Below are 19,986 nucleotides of genomic sequence, written 5' to 3'. Positions count from 1 at the left end.
GTGAGATTCCTATAAAAAGGGGGAGAGATAAAGTGAGTCGGGGCCAGCTTGAAGAGGTGAAGCAAAGAGAAGAAAGGATTAGATAGAAGCGAACCTAAGCGACATCATCGTAGCTAGGACACATAGAGACCGTATTACGACCAGACGATTTAGATTCGTAAAGCGCAACATCGGCACACTTGTATGAGCGAGTACTGTTACTTGTTAAATCAGTAAAGCCAACACTCACCGTTACCTTAGTTCCGGCTGCCAGTTCAATCTCTATTCGCAAGCGATCCAATACGCGCTTTGCTTCTGGCAGAGACGTGTGTGGCATCAACAGTGCAAACTCTTCTCCTCCGACACGTGCAACAAAATCCGTCCCACGAAGACTGTCTTGCAGAAGCTTAGCAACACCAGCAATCACTCGGTCGCCTTCGTCATGACCAAGTTCGTCGTTGATTCGCTTGAAGTTATCGATATCGACTAAAGCTAAGCAAGTCGTCGATTCATTAGGGTAACGCTCAACCAAGCGAGAATAATACGCGAGCTGCTCTTCGAACTTTCGTCTATTCCAAAGATTACTCAAAGAGTCACGTTCACTTAAGATCCTCAAACGTACTTCAAGCTCCTTCCTTACCGAAATATCCACCAAAGAGGTGATGTAATAGCTGACTTTACCCGAATTGTTTTTGACCACATGCACTCGCATGATCGCTGTAAAAGGAATACGCAGTTTGTTCTTACACTGAACTTCCCCTTCCCATACTTCTTCTTGCTCTAAATGACTCCAGATAGCCGAACTTGAGAGTACTTGGTCGGTATTCTCAAGCAACAACTGCAGGGCATTCTGACCGATAACTTGTTTTTTGCAGTACCCAGTCATGTTCTCAAATTCGTTATTGATCATCATTGTGCGGTGCTGCTTGTCAGAGATCATCACTGCCGACATACCATTCAATGCGGCTCGTGCCAATTTACTCTCTAGGCTTCGGCGTCGGCAGTGCGTCACCAGGTAAGCAAACGGGAAAGCGAATATCAGCACCGTAATCAGAACAATGATCTCTTCATGGGTCAAATCATCTAGATCACGCTCAGCCCGATCCATCAGTTGCTTTTGATTAAGTTGAATCAGTAAATGGACCTTTTGACTGTTCGCGAGCATAACCGTGTTAAAGGCAAACAAATTACCATCTTCAAAAACGTATCCCACCTGATCATTGGAGATCGCATCCCACGTCTTCGGCGCGATATTTTTCAGGTTATAGCCTTTTCTTTCAGGAATAGAGTCTCCGAACAACTTACCGCTGTTGTTACTCGCGATGAAGTAACCCGCGTCATTGAGAACTTCTGCTCTAAGATCGTTATCTGGTGAAAAGCTCAGACGCGACGATAAGCCCCATACATCAAGATTGATGACGAGGTAGCCTACTCTTTCGTCAGGGGTTTCTACTGGGGTAAAGACACGGATTACCGGCGAATAAGGGAAGGTGACTTCACCATGCTCAGTTTCAAGCTCAATACCCCAACCGCCAATCTGTTCGGCTTCTAGTTTTTGAGCGTATTGGAAGTAGTTAGAATCCGACCTATCTTGCAGCTGTTGAGGAAACGTCACTCTACCGGTATCAGAGGAATAGTTAACACGCACCAATTCTTTGCCAGTGACATCTAACAGATGGATTTGTGTATACCACTTCTGGTTCACGAGAACAGATTGCCAGACCTCTTCAAGTAGATGTTTGGTTTGGTCTGAGGGAGAGGAAGCAAAGTTAACCAAGCTCTGGCTATGACTGAGTAGCTCCATGACCGAGACTAACTGAGTCTTGAGAAGATCATAATCTCGCTTGGCATACACTAACTGATGAACGGCTTGCTTAGCTGAGTAGTCAAAGCTCTGCTGTTTTACTTCTTTGTAGCGCTGCAAATAATACAGACATACTGCAGAAGACAATATGATAGAGATAATCAGCAATGTAATTATTGATTTTTTATTTCGCATTGCTAACTCAGATGAATGGAAGTGCAGCGCGGGATTATAGCACTCTAAAAAATTAACAAAATAAAAGCCGCTTAAAAAAGCGGCTTTAAAGTTATTTTTTAAAGACTTATCGTCTAGGCTTTCAACGCACGTTCGCCTCGTGCGATGCCAACAACACCACTTCGAGCTACTTCAAGCACTTCCGTCACTTCAGACAGCGCCTGAATGAAGGCATCCAGTTTCTCGCTAGTACCCGCCATTTGAACCGTATATTGAGAAGCCGTAACATCAACGATCTGACCACGGAAGATATCCGCTGTGCGCTTCACTTCCGCACGAGCAAAGCCGCTCGCACGTACTTTTACCATCAACAGCTCACGTTCAATGTGTTCAAGTTCAGACACTTCTTGTACTTTAAGTACGTCGATTAGCTTATGCAGTTGTTTCTGAATCTGCTCAAGCTGCATTTCGCTCGAGTTAGTAGTGACGTTCAAACGAGACAGCGTCGGATCATCGGTTGGAGATACGTTCAAAGACTCGATGTTGTAGCCACGCTGAGAAAACAAGCCAACCACACGAGAAAGCGCACCAGGTTGGTTTTCCATTAGTAGTGAAATAATGTGTCTCATATTATGTTCTCTCCGTTTTGCTTAGCCACATGTTATCCATACCCTCGCCTTTGATCTGCATTGGGTATACGTGCTCGGTGTCATCCACACTAATATCGACAAATACCAAACGGTCTTTCATCGCCAGTGCTTTTTCCAAACCTGATTCCAATTCATCCGGAGATGAAATGCGCATACCAACGTGGCCATAAGCCTCAGCGATAGCAGCAAAATCAGGAACAGAGTCCATATATGAGTTAGAGTAACGGCCTTGATAAACAATGTCTTGCCACTGTTTTACCATGCCTAGGAAACGGTTGTTAAGGTTAATAATCTTAACCGGGATATTGTATTGCAGCGCAGTCGACAGCTCTTGGATATTCATTTGAATACTGCCGTCACCGGTTACCACAACCACCTCTTCATCTGGCTTAGCAAACTTAACGCCCATACCAGCAGGCAGGCCAAAGCCCATCGTGCCTAGACCACCAGAGTTAATCCAACGACGTGGCTTGTTAAACGGGTAGTATAAAGCAGCAAACATTTGGTGTTGACCTACGTCAGAAGCAACATAGGCATCGCCATTGGTTACTTTATGCAGTGTTTCAATTACTTGCTGTGGTTTGATGCGCTCAGACGATTTCTCGTAAGCTAGGCAGTCACGCTCTTGCCACTGCTTGATTTCACTCCACCAGCTTTCAATCGCTTCTGCATCGTTAGTGCCGCCTTGCTCAACGAGCAAGTTCACCATGCTCTCTAGAACCTTTTCAGCAGAACCTACAATCGGTAGATCCACTTTTACGTTCTTAGAGATCGAAGATGGGTCGATATCAATGTGCATGATCTTCGCATCAGGGCAGTACTTATCTAGGTTATTAGTCGTTCGATCATCGAAACGTACGCCAATACCAAAGATCAAATCCGCATTGTGCATCGCCATATTGGCTTCATATAAACCATGCATGCCTAACATACCCAAAGAGTTCTTATGGGTGCCAGGGAAAGCGCCAAGCCCCATTAGGGTGCTTACCACAGGTAAATTCAGTGCCTCTGCTAATTTTAACAGCGGCTTATCTGCCTCAGAAATAACCGCACCACCACCGACATAAAGTACCGGCTTCTTCGCTTCAAGAAGGGCTTTTAGCGCCTTTTTGATCTGACCTTTATGACCCGTAACCGTTGGGTTATACGAACGCATTTTGAGCGTTTCTGGGTATTCATAAGGAAGCTTGATTTGTGGGTTTAAGATATCTTTCGGCAGATCAATAACCACAGGACCGGGACGCCCTGTCGTTGAAATATAGAATGCTTTTTTAACGACTTCAGGGATATCTTCCGCTTTCTTAACTAAGAAGCTGTGTTTAACGATCGGGCGTGATACACCCACGATGTCACACTCTTGGAAGGCGTCGTTACCAATAAGGTTATTTGGTACGTTACCAGAAATAACAATCATTGGGATTGAGTCCATGTAGGCGGTTGCAATACCAGTAACGGTATTGGTCGCACCTGGACCAGAACACACAAGTACTACACCCGGTTTACCAGTAGAACGAGTATAGCCATCTGCCATGTGGGTAGCGGCTTGTTCGTGTCGTACTAATACGTGTTTAATTTCAGCAGTTTTAGCATGCAGCGCATCGTAGATATCAAGTACAGAACCACCTGGATAACCAAAGATTTGTTCTACACCCTCTTCAATTAGAGACTGCACCACCATCTCAGCGCCGGATAACATTTCAGCGCCGGATGACATGGCTGTTTCAGGTTTTGTTGTCATATTGCTCTCCTCACCAGTTTCCAATCATATTTGGTGAACATGTTGGGCTGGTTTTTCATAGTCTAGGTCTTATTCGTAGCCTAATTCGAAATACTTCCACTTTTTCGGCTATGGCTGTCTGTCGTGATAACAACAAACAGTAATACGAAACAACTTTAACGCTTTATTATCATCTGGTCTAACACCTGTTATTCGGCAACTGTGCCAAAAAACCAACTATTAGCTCAAAGCATTAAATAAAACCCAACCCAGCCCCCCACGCTAGGTTTAAACACTAGTTAGCGAACAAAAAAAAGCACTTAATATTTAAATGAATCGCTAATTATCGATAAATAACGAGCTTATCTGTGTGCGCTTTCGCACATTGTGCTTGATCACTAGATACAAAAAATCCCCCTAAAAATGCAATCACATTCGTAGGGGGATTTTTAAACAACTGAAAATTTATCTCAGTAGAAAACTACTTATCTTTCGACTTTTCAGTGTACATTTCTTCGATTTCGTCTTGATACTTATCGTTGATAACCTTACGGCGCAGTTTCTGGGTCGGCGTCAGTTCGCCATCATCCATAGAAAACGCTTTTGGCAGTAGCTTGAACTTCTTCACTTGCTCAAACTTCGCGAGCTCTTGCTGTAGGTCATTCACACGCTTTTCTAGCATCTCGACGATTTGGTGGTGCTTAACAAGTTCAACGCGATCGTGATACTTGATATTAAGCTCTTTGGCGTACTCTTCTAGCGAGTCATAACAAGGAACAATCAGCGCAGAAACGAATTTGCGTGTATCAGCGATAACAGCAATCTGTTCGATAAAGTGATCTTTACCAATCGCACCTTCAACCACTTGCGGGGCAATATACTTACCACCAGAAGTTTTCATCAGCTCTTTGATACGATCAGTAATGAACAGGTTACCATTTTCATCAAAATGACCCGCATCACCGGTTTTCAAGAAACCGTGCTCATCGAATGTCTTAGCTGTCTCTTCTGGCATCTTGTAGTAGCCACGCATCACCATTGGACCGCGAACAAGAATCTCGTCCTTAGCACCAATCTTAACTTCTGCGCCCGGCATCGACATACCGATAGAATCAGGGTTAAAGCAGCGGTCATCCCAGCAAGACACCGTTGCTGTGGTTTCTGTCATGCCGTAGCCAAGTTTTACGTTGATGCCGATAGCATGGAAGAAACGACCAATCGTCTCATCAAGCTTCGCGCCACCACAAGGCATGAAGTTGATATTACCGCCCAGCAGCGCACGCAATTTAGAGAGTACTAGCTTATCTGCTAATGCATGGCTCTTCTTCAGCATTAGCGAAGGAGTGCGACCTTCTTGGTGACAAACAGAGAGTTTCGCTCCCATGTTCACCGCCCAAGTAAATAGAACCTTGCGGATAAATGGTGCTTTAGATACCTTCTCGTGAATCGCAGAGAAAATCTTCTCGTAGAAACGTGGAACCGCACACATTACGGTTGGCTTCACGTCGCTCAGCGCGTCACGCACCTGCATGGTATCTTGCAAGTAACAGTTGGTTGCGCCTTTATAGAGAACGTAGAACGTCCACGCACGCTCAAATACGTGTGATAACGGTAAGAAACACAATGAGACATCGTCTTTGCTTAAACTTAGACGCTCGTCATGGCCTTCTAATTGATAGCCAATATTGGTGTAATCAAGCATTACGCCTTTCGGCTGGCCAGTAGTACCAGAGGTATAGATAAGAGTCAGTAAGTCGTCCATGCTTGCATCTGCAAGACGCACGTCAAGTTCAGCTTGTTGTGCTTCAACACCGCGCGCCATGAAATCAGCCCAAGATACCGCAAAGCTATGGCCTTGAAGATCGATATCATCAGACATCGCGACAACCACTTCTAGCTGTTCACACTCTTCGAATAGGCTCACCGCCGCGTCAAATTGAACTTGCTCACCAACGAATAAGATCTTCACATCCGCATTTTGGATGATGTAAGACGACTGTGCTGCTGTGTTGGTTGGATAAATCGGCACAGTCACAAGACGAGCTTGTAAAGATGCAAAATCTGCCACGGTCCATTGAGGCATATTATTTGAATAGATACCGATCTTATCTTGAACTCTCAGTCCCTGAGCCAATAGTGCTAATGAAAGCGTATCGATTTGTTGTCCAAACTGTTCCCAGCTAATGCCTTGCCATACATTGTCTACTTTGTGCTTCAAAGCTGTACGGTTGCCGCCTTGGGCAATTTGGTCACGAAGTCTTTTTACGATATGAAAATCTAAATTGGCCATCTCTTTACCTTTAGGCTTACACCTGTAAGCTTTTTTGAGCGCACAAGTGTACCTCTGATCATGGAAAAGGCAACTGATGAAGCTCAAAGTTATAAGTAATAGTACGTCTAACGCTTAGTTTTCTACCTACTAAAATAGCGCGCATAAAAAAGCCCTAAGCCAGTCTCCTAGCTTAGGGCTTATAAATCATAGGGATTAGTGTCTAGTTAAGTGCCACTACTTCGCCACAGATCATCATTAACTGATCTCGTAACCAAATGTGTCCTTTATCCTTTTCACTTGATTCGTGCCAGCTTAGGAAGCCAGAAATCGCCGCATTATCGAATGGGAAATCTAGAATCTGAAGCTGCTCTTTGTTTGCTGCATGTTCTACCATCCAACGAGGAGCAATTGTTACTAGTTCAGATTGGCCTACAACGTAAAGAACGTTGCTTAAGCTCGTGCCTTCGTAGAAAGGCGTGCAATCTAGGTCACGGTAAGCTTGCTCAGAGAAGCTACGTTGACCATGGATGCGAGACAGTTTTGCGTGCTTTTCGTTAAGCAGCTCTGCCGCAGAAACTTCACCGTTGATACGTGGGTGAGAAGCAGAAGCAACCACAACTAATTCGTCTTGGAAGATTTCAGTGCTTGAGAAGCCTTGCTCATCAAAACGAGCGTAATCAATAACGAAGTCGATTTCTTGGTAGCGCATACGCTCAGAAAGTTGACGATCGAATTCAGCATCCATGTGCAGTTTCACGCTAGGTGCTTGCTCGTTGATTGTCGACATAATCTTAGGAGCAAAACGCATATCACAAGGGCTGCAAATCGCTAGTTTGAACAGGCGAGAAGACGACTCTGGAGAGAACACAGAACTTGGTAGTTCGTTGCGTACTAACTGTAGCGCTTGGCGGATTGGACCAAACAACTGACGAGCACGTTGAGTCGGTTGAATACCACGACCTTGACGCATGAATAGTTCGTCGTTGAACATCACTTTTAGACGAGCAACAGCATTACTTACAGCAGGCTGAGACATACCCAGATTGTGAGCTGCACGTGTAATGTTTTGCTCTTGCATAACTGCATCAAATACAGTCAAAAGATTTAAGTCGACTCCACGAAGTGTGCTTTCCATTCTGTAGCTTGCAATAGCACTCATTGCGTCTTTCTTATCTAACATTCAAGTTGCCTCTTGTCGGTTCGACAGCGTTAAATTGGTAATGGTATGAGAATAGATAACCACTAATTCTTATATTTATCAGACCGATGTTTTTCGGATTGACATTACTATTAACCAATGCATCTCGAGCTACCAACAAGATTGATAAAGAATAATTTTATTTTACCTTAATGATTAAACAACATCTAAAAATCAATTATTTATAGAGTTATAAAAAAACATAAAATGCGTCACTTATGAGTTTAATTTCGACTTATTTAGCTGTTCTATCGTTTGGTTACATTTGTTACAATTTATTGAACTCGTGAATTGTTCAACCGGTCAATTCAGAAATAGCACTTATGAGTTAGGTGAGCGATGCATAACTTGGAAAGTCGACCTTGTCCCAAAGTTGCTTTCTTAAATCATCTTGATTAGACCAATTCCCTGCTAATACCCACTCAACGAGTGCACTTGCCACGTCTGGATAGGTGACCACTTCGGCCTGTTTTTCACTGAGCCAAGCGCGCAAGATAGCCGCATCTAAAAACGTCATGGTTTGAGCTAACCCAAGGGCCTCTAGCGTCGCCACATTGCTCTGTTGTTCGAACTGTCCTTCGAGTGGTTTGAGAAGCAATTTCTTCCCCAAAGTTAGGGCTTCAGATGGCAATTCAAAGCCGCCATTTGCGACCACACCAGAGCACTGATTGAGGTCGAATTGAAAGCCCGCATGACTCAGTGGTTTGAACTCAATATTTTCAACTCGGCTATGCTCAATCACATCCGGGTGGTAACAGACAAAGTTTTGCGAAATGAACTTCATCAGCAGCTCTGAGATCGACTCAAGATCCTCAAATGGCAAATAGACCAACGTAAAGTCTTGTGCTGTTTTGGTTTGTTGCTCACCAACCAGCGTGTGAACGATAGGCGGCAAAATCGGCTGTTCAAAGTGATACCAGTGCAAGCCAATAGAGTGCTCGGTTGGGGCGAAATGTTGAATCACTGAATGTTCAATCCAGTTGCCCCCTTCTTTGGGTACATCATAACGAAACGCATTCTGGTGGCTTATCCCAATGCATGGCACACCTTGTCTCTTAGCCGCCCATGCAGTGACAGGCTCAAAATCATTAATCACTAAGTCATAAGGCGTAAGATCGATCTGGTTAATCTCACGGAGAAATCGCCAGATGTTGTTCTTCATGAATGTTTTGCCGTATTTAACCTGCCCCTGCTCGCTGTAAAAAGTTAAGCCGCTGCGGGTCTGATAGTTGCCAAACGCTTCCATCGAAAAGTATTTGCTCTCATCTCGCCCAGAGAACAGAAAATCGACATCAATATTTTGCTGACGAAAAGCGACGGCCATTGCTCTCGCTCGAGCGATGTGCCCATTTCCTGTGCCTTGTACGCCATATAAAATTTTCATGCATGTTCCTTTAAGTTTGCCACTTAAACTCGGCAGTGGTTGCCAACAAAATAATTACAGGATGAAGCTGATAGCAAGGCTAGTACAAGCGATGCCCAAAGCTGCGCCAATCAATACATCCGTTAAAAAGTGCACACCGAGCAGGATTCGAGAGCCTGCAATCGCAGTTGCCCACACCAAGCTAAAGAGGTACAAGCTCGGATAGAAATGTCCAATTAAGGTCGCCATAACAAAAGCAGCAGCGGAATGCCCTGAAGGCAGGCTGTATTTATCGGATGGCACAATATGAGAGTGAAGTAGTGAAGAGAATTCAGCTGGTCGACGGCGCTTGAGGGTATTTTTAGCAAACCAGTAAATAGGCAGTTCGATTGCGAAGGCGGTTAAGCCCACCAATAGAAAGTCTCGACCGGTGTTGCTATCGGCCAGTAGTGCAATCAAGGCAATCAAAACATAAAGGTGTCCATCTCCAGTATGAGACACCGCTTTACTGAGCGTTGCATGTTGCCCGCCATAGCGGTTGTTTAAACAGAAAACAGAAAATGCCACATCCCAGCGGACAATAGGTTCGATAGTACGCATACGATCTCCTTAACAATCCTTATTCAGTTAAGGCTCAAGTTATGCTCAACAAATGACAGTTAAGTGACATTTTGAATGAACTAAAATGAAATTTCCCATGCTTGATAGGCTGGTCAATGGATCAAGTCAGGATGGCGATAGAAGCGACCGATAAAAATAAAGCGACCCAAGGCCGCTTTATTCTTCTATGTTTTCAATTCTTTATATAAGCAAGCAAACGCTACTTCTATCGTGTTAATGGTTATAGCGTTCGCTAATGATAATAGAGCTCGCAAATAATTAAACGCTAAAGGCTATAGCGCTAGTGGCTCGTGCTTTTTAACCAAACCGAAATCCGCCAATATCGCGTAAGCAGCAGGGGTCATAAACAGCACCAGTAAGGTCGAGGCAAATATGCCGAATACGATCGAAATAACCAATGGCTGGATAACCTGAGCCTGTAAGCTGGTTTCCGTCAACAGCGGTAGCAAACCTGCCGCAGTCGTCATTGAGGTCAAGAATACCGCTCGGAAACGCTCGCGACTGGCTTTCACCACCGAGTCATGCACGCTATCTCCCTCATCGACATGGTGACGAATGTACTGCACCAACAAGATGGAATCATTAACCACAATTCCGGCAAGCGACACAAAGCCCATCATGCTTGGCATACTCAAAGAGTGCCCAAGTATCCAGTGACCAACGACCACCCCAATAAAAGCGAGTGGAATCGCTAACATCACGACCACAGGCTCTAAATAGCTTCTGAACTGATAGCTAAGAATCGCAAACACGCCGAATAAGCCGAGCAAGAATCCTTTGCCCATCGAAGCGCCAGTCTTGGCTGCATCCTTGGCCTCCCCTTCGAAATCAAAGCGTAAACCCGGGTACTTCTGAATAAGTTTGGCAGCTTCATCTTTTTGGAACTGAGCCAAAATCGCGGATGAACTCGCTTTCTTATTATCAATATCACCAAAAATACTGATGGTTCTCAGCCCATCAATACGCTGAATTCGCACGTAGTTACGCTGGAAATCTAATGTCGCCAACGTTGCTAGCGGGATCTGACTGCCATCTGCGGTAATGATTGGGAAGTTAGCTAGCTGCTGTATGTCGCCCGCTTGTTCCTTATCAAGACGCACTTCAATCGAGATATTTTCAACGCCGATTTGAATCTCATCCGCCGTTTGCCCAAAGAAAGCCGCTCGTAACTGAGACGCAATCATCTGCCCATTCACATTGTAGGTTTCGGCTCCAGGGCGCAGCTTAACCAAAATCTCTTCTTTACCCATGCGCATATCATCAAGCACGCCGTGCACCCCATCGAACTGATTAAGGTACTCCTGAATATCCAAAGAAGCGGATTTCAATGCGCTCAGGTCATCGTGTTTGGCGCGGATTTCAATAGCACGACCGCCCGGCCCCATAGTCGGTTGCTTGAACACCAATGAAATAGGATCCGCTAAATCGCCAATATCCTCTCGCCACGCATCAATGAAATCATCGATAACCGTATTACGACTCTCTGCTCCGCGTAAATCTAAGCGCACTGTGGCTAAGTGCGGGCCGGATTCATTGGCATCGGCGTTAGCATTGAATTGGCTAGTTATGTGCTCGACCAGTGTATTGCCTTCTTCAACCTCTTCGCTCCATTGCTTGTTCAAACGCTCAGCAGACGCGACAATTTTGTCGACCACTTTCTCGGTTTGAGACAGTGATGCGCCCGGCGGAAGAATAATACGCGCCTCGGCAATATCACCATCCAGCTCTGGGAAAGGTTGAAACTTAACAACACCACCAGCAATCAAGGCGACTGAAAGCAACAACAGCGTAATCACTCCGCCCATAAAGGCGTAGCGGAAGGTCACGACTTTCTCAACCATGTTCATCAAAGTGGTATTACGGAAGTTCTCAAACTTCTCAAGCAACACCACTTTAAAGCGCAACGCTGGCTTATCATTTTTTTCTTTATGTAATGAATGAGATAAGTGATTAGGTAGAATCAGGAAGGCTTCAATCAAGCTCAACGACAGCACCAAAATCAATACTTGAGGAACGGCCTTAAGCACCGCGCCCATCTCGCCATCAAGAAACAGTAAGCTACCGAAAATACACACCGTGGTTAAGAAAGAAGACAGTACTCCGGGAAGCACTTTCTTAACGCCGTTGTACACCGCATCATCGACGCTTTGTCCCCTATCTAAGTGGGAGGCTATCGATTCGGCGATCACGATGGCGTCATCCATCATAATACCGATTGCCATTAACAACCCGACCAGCGACATAATGTTGATCGACAAACCAAGGTTGGCCATTAAGAACAAGCCACCAAGGAAGGCCACTGGCAACCCTGCCGCCACCCAAAATGAATAACGTAAGCTGAAGAACAGCCACATGGTGGCGAACACCAGCACAATACCTTGCCAGCCATTGCTCACCATCATGGTTAGACGATCCCAAAGTACAGATGAGAGATCGTTGGTCATTTGTAGTGTCACGCCATCAGGAGCAATCGCGCTCTGATCTTCAACGAATCGTGTTACGTTCTCTTTGATTCGCAGCGCATCGTCTTCTTTGTTCTTACTGATCTTAAGCAGCGCTGAAGGCTTGCCATCAAATAGCACCTTTTGCTCATCAAGCTCAAAGCGGTCGGTTATTTTGGCTATGTCTCTCAAACGAATCACCGAGCCATTAGGCGCAGATCCAACCACGATGCTTTCCAGCTCAACAGGCGTAACTCGTCTCTCGTCGAAACGAATCAGAAAGTTTTTGTCTGGTGTTTCAACGTTACCACTCGGCAGTTTTACATTCTGTCGACCAATTTGATCCGCGATATCACCGACACTCAAACCCAACTGACGAATAGCTTGGGTATCCAGTTCCACTCGATATTGATGATCCGAGAAGCCGCTAACCTCGACCAAAGAGACATCGTAATCAAGCTTCATGGTGCGCTTAAGATCTTCCGCGTAGGCCTTAAGTTCTGGCCACGACGTTTCGGCTGTTATAGCGATATCGACAACCGGTTCATTCCAATCTAGCTCTTGAACAACAGGCGATTCAATCTCAGTTGGGAAATCATTGATCGAGTTGATCTGGGTTTGCACATCCACCAGCATTCGGCCGATGTCCGCTTTTTCATTTAACTTTAGAATTAAACGAGCGCTGCCTTCGATGGCTTCACACTGAGTTTCTTCAATGTTGGCTAAACCATCTACCGCGTCTTCCATTCGCACACATAGGCTCTCTTCCACTTCTTGTGGAGAGGCGCCGGGATAAACAATCGCAGCCATAATGTAAGGCGGATCGTAAGCGGGGAAGGTTTCACGTTTGATGGTTGATAGTGAGCTTATACCCAAGATCAACAACCCAAGCATCAACAAGTTTGCTGCTGTTGGGTGCCGAGAGAAAAACTTGATCATGACGCACTCTCCTGAGTATCTGATTCAAGCTCAGCCTCTTCAGAGTTGGACTCTCTCAGTAACATGCCTTCTATTGCTGGCAGGACATCATTGAGAACCAGTTTATCTCCAGTTTGTAGCTCTCCACTCACAACCACTTGATTGTCTCTGCGATAAAGCACTTCAACATTGACCACTTGCAAACGCTGGTTGTCATCCATCAGGTAAACCTTATCACCATGCAGTGCTCGCTCTGGAACCACCCAACTTAGATTGGCGACACCCTCAATCTCAGCTTTGACAAACATACCGTTAACCAAAGGCGTCGCGCTGTCTGGTTGCAATTGTGAGTAATCTTGAGGGATCTCGAGAATAATCCCCGCCGTCGCTTGGTTTGCATCAACTGTTTCGCTGATTCTTGCCACCTTCGCTGGCCAACTGAGGTTCAGGTTGCCGCTGTTAAGTTGAATGCTTGCTTTGATTGGCGCTTCATAAGGATTAGGAATTCCTGCGGTATCGCGAGGGAACTGCTTAAAACTGGAGGCTAAAGTTTGTATATCGTGAATAGAAAGTTGCGCCTCCACTTCCATGACATCAATCCCGTGAGCAATAAACATCTCCTGCTGAAGGTTTACTACTTGATTTTGTTCGATATCAACCTGAGCAATTCGCATCGCTCTTGGCAAAGTGATCGTGGTCTTATCGAGAGAGCGCTGCGCCTCTTTTACCTTAGACACGTTGACCTTAATCACCGCTTCCGCAACACGCTTTTCATCTGGCATCAACGCGATTTGGTTCGCGATATCTAATACCAACTTCTGCTGAGACAATGCGCTTTGTTGTTGCAGGTCGACATCCGATTGAGAGGTGAGCCCTTTCTTACGCAGATCCTGTTTACGTTGTAGCTCTTTATTGCTGATCACCAAACGATTCTTTTCGATCTTAAGAGTCTGATTAAGGTTGTCTTCTTCTTGATTCAATTTCGCTAATGAGGTTTGGCTTGATTTTAGATCCGCCTCTGCTTGTATCAGTTTCAATTCGTAATCCAATGGATCAACCTTGAGCACGACCGTTCCTGCAGGGATCACCTGGCCTTTTTCAAGATCTGGATGTCGATACACGATCTGTCCTGTCACCTCTGCAATCGCTTTCCATTCGACTTTAGGCACCACTTTGCCAAAGCCGACCGCTAACGGCGCTATCAGTTGTTGTTCTAGGCTCACAGTATCAACTAAGCGAGCCCTATCACCCGCAGGTTTGGTTGGAAGATCCGGCTTCAAGTTAATCGCGGCGACAAGGCCAATCACACCAACCGCAAGTGCTGGAAAGAAGAGTAGTTTTCTATTTATTTTCATTATCTTTGGTCCTGCACGGAAGAAGGGCTCGGTGCGTTAATAAAGCCTTCAGTCATCAATTGAATGTTGTGTTCGATTAAACGATTAAGAAATTCTTCATTAATCTCAATCCCATGAATTGCCAATAAAGGCGGCGGAGCGATGAAAGGAAACACCATCAAGCTTACATACGAAACACGGCACAATTTTGGATCCATGTTCTGTTTTAAGATGCCTTGTTCAACCAGCTTTTCAAAAATGACATCTTGGGCTGGCTTTGCAACATCGAGGAAAACCTTTTCGAGCAACTCTCTTTGCACTTCAGAGGGAGGCATATTCATCACTTGGGCTATCAAGCGAGGAAACTTCGGCACCTTGACCATCTCTTTGTAGTAAGTCCTCATTAAATCAAGAAAGTTCTCATGACTGCTTTCTTCAACCAACCTCTGCATCTGGAATTGCATCGGTCGTAGCGTTTCACGCAGCATCGCTTCAAACAGCCCGGCCTTACTACCAAAGTAATAGCGGATCATCGCTATATTCACACCCGCACGCTCAGCAATCAGGCGCGTCGAGACCTTGTCGTATGCTTGAACGACAAACAGATCACGAGCATGCTCAATCAATAACTGTCGAACATCTAAGTTTTTTTGAGGTCGCCCCGCTTTACGCGCTGCCATCACTGAGACCTATCCCTATAATTAATCACACGATTAATTATAGGGATAAATCGACATGGTTGTAGAAGATTAATTACTCACTATTTAATCAAATGATTAATTAATTTAGCCACCCTTTTAATTTTATTGGTGAATCGTTCCATCAAAAAGATTTACTACAAAGTTTTAACCTACACATCAGCCAAACGATAAACTAACCGCCCAGTACAAAACACTCAATCAGCTGATAACACCAGCAAACAACACGCAAGCAGCACAAACCAAAAAAAAACACCGCCAAAGCGCGCTGATATTGGATTTTCTTGTTTGACGCTCAGAATAAATTGCGGTAAATATGGTGTTAACAGTTTATTTACGGATATTTGTGTAATGATTTTTTCTTCTTCTCGACTGCTGAAACTTCTCCTTATCGTGAACCAATCGCGCGGGTAAGTTGTGGGTCAAGAACTACACAAATATTAAAACCCGCGCTGAGCGGGTTTTTTTGTAACTGGCACTTTTAAAAGAACATCATTCTTAATAATAATTTGGATAGCAATCGATTCATTATCGATATAAGGAAGCACCCATGAACGATCAAGTGATAATTTTTGACACGACCTTACGTGATGGCGAGCAAGCGTTGGCTGCAAGCTTAACGGTAAAAGAGAAATTACAGATCGCTTATGCACTTGAACGACTGGGTGTAGATGTTATTGAAGCGGGCTTTCCGGTGTCATCACCAGGCGACTTTGAGTCAGTACAAACCATCGCAAAAAATATTAAAGACAGCCGAATCTGTGCACTTTCTCGTGCTGTAGCGAAGGATATCGATGCCGCTGCAGAAGCGTTAAAAGTCGCTGAGCAGTTCCGTATTCACACCTTCATTTCTACATCAACGGTTCACGTGCAAGATAAATTACGCCGTAGCTACGACGATGTTGTCGATATGGCAGTAAAAGCGGTAAAGCATGCGCGCAACTACACAGACGATGTTGAGTTCTCTTGTGAAGATGCAGGTCGTACGCCTATCGATAACCTATGTCGTATGGTTGAAGCGGCAATCAACGCGGGCGCGAAAACCATCAACATTCCAGACACAGTGGGCTACACAGTACCTAACGAGTTTGGTGGCATTATCAAAACGCTATTTGATCGCGTTCCAAACATCGACCAAGCAATCATCTCTGTTCACTGTCACGATGACTTGGGTATGTCGGTTGCTAACTCAATTGCTGCGGTACAAGCCGGTGCTCGTCAAGTTGAAGGTACTATTAACGGTATCGGTGAGCGTGCGGGCAACTGTTCTTTAGAAGAAATCGCAATGATCATCAAAACTCGCCAAGAGTTACTAGGTGTTCATACTGGTTTGGATCATCAAGAGATTCACCGTACCAGTAAGTTGGTTAGCCAGCTTTGCCACATGCCAATTCAAGACAACAAAGCAATCGTCGGTGCTAACGCATTCAGCCACTCTTCAGGTATCCACCAAGACGGCATGCTAAAGAACAAGAACACTTACGAGATCATGACTCCTGAGTCTATTGGCTTGAAAAACAAGGCATTGAACCTAACAAGTCGCAGTGGTCGTGCAGCCGTTAAGAGCCACATGGACGCAATGGGCTACAAAGACAATGAGTACAACCTAGATTCATTGTACGAAGACTTTTTGAAACTGGCTGACCGTAAAGGCCAAGTATTCGATTACGACCTAGAAGCACTAATGCACTTCGCAAATCTACGTGACGAAGATGACTTCTATAAACTTAACTACCTAAGCGTACAATCTGGTAGTGTTATGTCAACCACCAGCATCAAGCTGCAATGTGGTGATGAAGAGAAATGCGAAGCGGCTGTCGGTAACGGCCCTGTTGATGCTTTATACCAATGTATCTACCGCTTAACGGGTTACGAAATTGCATTGGATAAATTCGACCTTACCGCGAAAGGTGAAGGCGAAGATGGCTTAGGCCAAGCTGATATTATTGCGAACTACAAAGGCCGCAAGTACCACGGTACAGGCGTTTCAACGGATATCGTTGAGGCCTCTGGTCAGGCGCTACTGCACGTTATTAATAGCATTCAACGCGCAGACACCATTGCTGAAATGAAACAGCAAAGAATCGCAACAGTTTAAACACCCAATAACAGAGCCCTAGAGCCGATGTTATTGGCTTTAGGGACAAAATTTAAAACGAGCTAAATAGCTCAGTAACAAAGAATTAAAGGATTAACATGACTGATAAATCATACAAAATTGCCGTACTACCTGGTGATGGCATTGGCCCAGAAGTAATGCAACAAGCACACAAAGTGCTAGACGCGATTGAAAAGAAACACGCAATTAGCTTTTCTCGCGAAGAGTATGATGTTGGTGGTATCGCAATTGATAACCACGGCTGTCCACTTCCAGAAGCAACAGTTGCAGGTTGTGAAGAATCTGACGCGGTACTTTTTGGTTCTGTCGGCGGTCCTAAGTGGGAACACCTGCCACCAAACGATCAACCAGAGCGTGGTGCCCTACTTCCTCTCCGTAAACACTTCCAACTGTTCTGTAACCTACGTCCTGCACAAATCCACAAAGGTCTAGAGTCTTTCTCGCCTTTGCGTGCTGACATTTCAGGTAACGGCTTCGACATCGTTGTAGTTCGTGAGCTAACAGGCGGCATCTACTTCGGCCAACCTAAAGGTCGTGAAGGCAAAGGCGCAACGGAAAAAGCATTTGATACCGAGGTTTACCACCGTTACGAGATCGAACGTATTGCCAAGATTGCGTTTGAATCTGCACGTCTACGTAACAAAAACGTTTACTCAATCGATAAAGCAAACGTTCTGCAGAGCTCTATCTTATGGCGTGAAGTGGTTGAAGAGATCGCTAAAGATTACCCAGATGTAACGCTAAACCACATGTACATCGACAACGCGACCATGCAGCTAATCAAAGACCCGTCTCAGTTTGACGTAATGCTATGTTCAAACATCTTTGGTGACATCATTTCTGATGAGTGCGCAATGATCACTGGTTCTATGGGTATGCTTCCTTCTGCAAGCTTGAACGAAAGCAACTTCGGTCTATATGAACCAGCAGGAGGCAGTGCACCAGACATCGCAGGTAAGAACATTGCAAACCCAGTTGCACAAATTCTTTCTGCAGCGCTAATGCTTCGTTACAGCCTAGGCGAAGAAGCGGCAGCACAAGACATCGAAGCAGCGGTATCTAAAGCACTTTCAGCAGGCGAGCTAACAGCTGACCTTGCAGGCGACAAACAAGCGCTAACCACCTCTGAAATGGGTGACAAGATCGCTGAGTACATCTTAGCTTCATAAGCATAACGCTCTTAAGAAAGTACATAAGAATAATATCAAGCCAAGTCATCCAGAGTGCCTGACTTGGCTAGAAACAAACACTGGGACTGATGCTCCCAAGGAAGAAAAGCTATGTCGACAAACCAGCACGCAAAAACCTTATACGAAAAAGTTTATGACGCTCACGTTGCGGTTGCAGCGAAGGGCGAAACACCAATTCTTTATATCGATCGTCACTTAGTCCACGAAGTAACGTCACCTCAAGCCTTTGATGGCCTGCGTGAAAAAGGCCGTAAAGTTCGCCAAGTAGGCAAAACTTTTGCGACCATGGATCACAACGTATCGACACAAACTAAAGACATCAACGCTTCTGGTGAGATGGCTCGTATCCAAATGGAAACGCTATCGAAGAACTGTGAAGAGTTTGGTGTCACGCTTTACGATCTAAACCACAAATACCAAGGTATTGTGCACGTAATGGGTCCTGAGCTAGGTATTACGCTACCGGGCATGACCATCGTATGTGGTGACTCGCACACGGCTACACACGGTGCATTTGGTTCACTAGCATTTGGTATCGGTACTTCAGAAGTGGAACACGTTCTAGCTACGCAAACGCTAAAACAAGCTCGCGCTAAAACCATGAAGATCGAAGTAAAAGGCAAGGTTACTCCTGGCATCACTGCAAAAGACATCGTGCTAGCGATCATCGGTAAAACAACGGCTGCTGGCGGTACTGGCTACGTAGTTGAATTCTGTGGTGAGGCAATTACCGACCTTACGATGGAAGGTCGTATGACAGTATGTAACATGGCAATCGAGCTTGGCGCTAAAGCAGGCTTAATCGCTCCAGATGCAACGACATACGAGTACATCAAAGGTCGTAAGTTCTCTCCAGAAGGCGAAGACCTAGAAGCAGCAATCGAATACTGGGATACGTTAAAAACCGATGCTGATGCAGAATTCGATGCAGTTGTTACATTAGAAGCGGCAGACATCAAACCACAAGTCACTTGGGGTACCAACCCAGGTCAGGTTATCTCAGTAGACACACCAATCCCTGCACCAGAAAGCTTCGCAGACCCTGTAGAAAAAGCATCAGCTGAAAAAGCGCTGGCTTACATGGGTCTTGAAGCCGGTAAATCTCTATCTGATTACAACGTAGATAAAGTGTTCGTGGGTTCTTGTACTAACTCTCGTATCGAAGACATGCGTGCAGCAGCAGCGGTAGCGAAAGGCCGTCAAGTAGCGAAACATGTTCAAGCGCTTATCGTTCCGGGTTCAGAGCAAGTTAAAGCACAAGCTGAGGCTGAAGGCCTAGATAAGATCTTCATCGAAGCAGGCTTTGAATGGCGTTTACCGGGTTGCTCTATGTGTCTTGCGATGAACAACGACCGTCTAGGTCCACAAGAGCGCTGTGCTTCTACATCAAACCGTAACTTTGAAGGTCGCCAAGGCCGTGATGGTCGTACGCACCTAGTTAGCCCAGCAATGGCAGCCGCAGCGGCTATCGCTGGTCACTTTGTCGATATTCGTGAACTTTAATTAGA

At 45.2% G+C, this 19,986-nt stretch carries 13 protein-coding genes; 3 read left to right on the top strand and 10 right to left on the bottom strand.

Features of this window, described 5'->3' with window-relative positions; genetic code table 11:
* Positions 1 to 94: 94 nt before the first annotated feature.
* From AB4375_RS06690 to AB4375_RS06645, 10 genes are all read right to left on the bottom strand, one after another.
* Positions 95 to 1,978 carry a diguanylate cyclase gene (locus AB4375_RS06690; RefSeq protein ID WP_372051234.1) on the bottom strand — a complete coding sequence of 628 codons (1,884 nt, stop codon included), beginning with the start codon at positions 1,976 to 1,978 and terminating at the stop codon, positions 95 to 97.
* Between the two features lie 113 nt (positions 1,979 to 2,091).
* Complete coding sequence (gene ilvN / locus AB4375_RS06685) at positions 2,092 to 2,586, bottom strand: acetolactate synthase small subunit (RefSeq protein ID WP_008219984.1); 495 nt, start codon at positions 2,584 to 2,586, stop codon at positions 2,092 to 2,094.
* Between the two features lies 1 nt (position 2,587).
* Positions 2,588 to 4,345, bottom strand: coding sequence for an acetolactate synthase 3 large subunit (locus AB4375_RS06680; protein WP_017062926.1), 1,758 nt, complete (start codon positions 4,343 to 4,345; stop codon positions 2,588 to 2,590).
* A gap of 460 nt (positions 4,346 to 4,805) precedes the next feature.
* On the bottom strand, positions 4,806 to 6,614 hold the full coding sequence (locus AB4375_RS06675; protein ID WP_017068818.1) for a long-chain fatty acid--CoA ligase: 1,809 nt from the start codon (positions 6,612 to 6,614) through the stop codon (positions 4,806 to 4,808).
* Between the two features lie 202 nt (positions 6,615 to 6,816).
* Positions 6,817 to 7,776, bottom strand: a complete 960-nt coding sequence (leuO, locus tag AB4375_RS06670; protein ID WP_017061397.1) for a transcriptional regulator LeuO — start codon at positions 7,774 to 7,776, stop codon at positions 6,817 to 6,819.
* Positions 7,777 to 8,122: 346 nt separating this feature from the next.
* Positions 8,123 to 9,178: an MJ1255/VC2487 family glycosyltransferase gene (locus tag AB4375_RS06665; protein ID WP_017068817.1), complete on the bottom strand. Its 1,056-nt coding sequence runs from the start codon at positions 9,176 to 9,178 to the stop codon at positions 8,123 to 8,125.
* A gap of 54 nt (positions 9,179 to 9,232) precedes the next feature.
* Positions 9,233 to 9,757 (bottom strand): phosphatase PAP2 family protein, encoded by a 525-nt coding sequence (locus AB4375_RS06660; protein ID WP_017068816.1) that lies wholly within the window; start codon positions 9,755 to 9,757, stop codon positions 9,233 to 9,235.
* Positions 9,758 to 10,050: 293 nt separating this feature from the next.
* Positions 10,051 to 13,158, bottom strand: coding sequence for an efflux RND transporter permease subunit (locus AB4375_RS06655; RefSeq protein WP_017068815.1), 3,108 nt, complete (start codon positions 13,156 to 13,158; stop codon positions 10,051 to 10,053).
* Complete coding sequence (locus AB4375_RS06650) at positions 13,155 to 14,492, bottom strand: efflux RND transporter periplasmic adaptor subunit (protein ID WP_372051233.1); 1,338 nt, start codon at positions 14,490 to 14,492, stop codon at positions 13,155 to 13,157. Before AB4375_RS06650 ends, AB4375_RS06655 begins: the two co-directional genes overlap by 4 nt.
* Complete coding sequence (locus AB4375_RS06645) at positions 14,492 to 15,151, bottom strand: TetR/AcrR family transcriptional regulator (RefSeq protein ID WP_017068813.1); 660 nt, start codon at positions 15,149 to 15,151, stop codon at positions 14,492 to 14,494. The genes AB4375_RS06650 and AB4375_RS06645 overlap by 1 nt, the downstream gene beginning before the upstream one ends.
* 568 nt (positions 15,152 to 15,719) lie before the next feature.
* Between AB4375_RS06645 and leuA the strand changes: the two genes are divergently transcribed.
* The 3 genes from leuA (at position 15,720) to leuC (ending at position 19,981) form a co-directional block, all read left to right on the top strand.
* Positions 15,720 to 17,267: a 2-isopropylmalate synthase gene (gene leuA, locus AB4375_RS06640; protein WP_017066940.1), complete on the top strand. Its 1,548-nt coding sequence runs from the start codon at positions 15,720 to 15,722 to the stop codon at positions 17,265 to 17,267.
* 98 nt (positions 17,268 to 17,365) lie between these two features.
* The gene (leuB, locus tag AB4375_RS06635) at positions 17,366 to 18,457 is read left to right on the top strand and encodes a 3-isopropylmalate dehydrogenase (protein ID WP_372051232.1); all 1,092 of its coding nucleotides are present in this window, start codon (positions 17,366 to 17,368) and stop codon (positions 18,455 to 18,457) included.
* Positions 18,458 to 18,568: 111 nt separating this feature from the next.
* Entirely contained in the window at positions 18,569 to 19,981 is a 1,413-nt protein-coding gene (leuC, locus tag AB4375_RS06630; protein ID WP_017062936.1) for a 3-isopropylmalate dehydratase large subunit, read from the top strand.
* The last annotated feature ends 5 nt before the right edge of the window (positions 19,982 to 19,986 follow it).

The organism is Vibrio sp. 10N.261.51.C6 (assembly GCF_041471785.1).
GTDB classification, from domain to species: domain Bacteria; phylum Pseudomonadota; class Gammaproteobacteria; order Enterobacterales; family Vibrionaceae; genus Vibrio; species Vibrio crassostreae_C.
The sequence above is the reverse complement of the archived record's forward strand: the minus strand, read 5'-3'. Positions and strand labels throughout refer to the sequence as shown.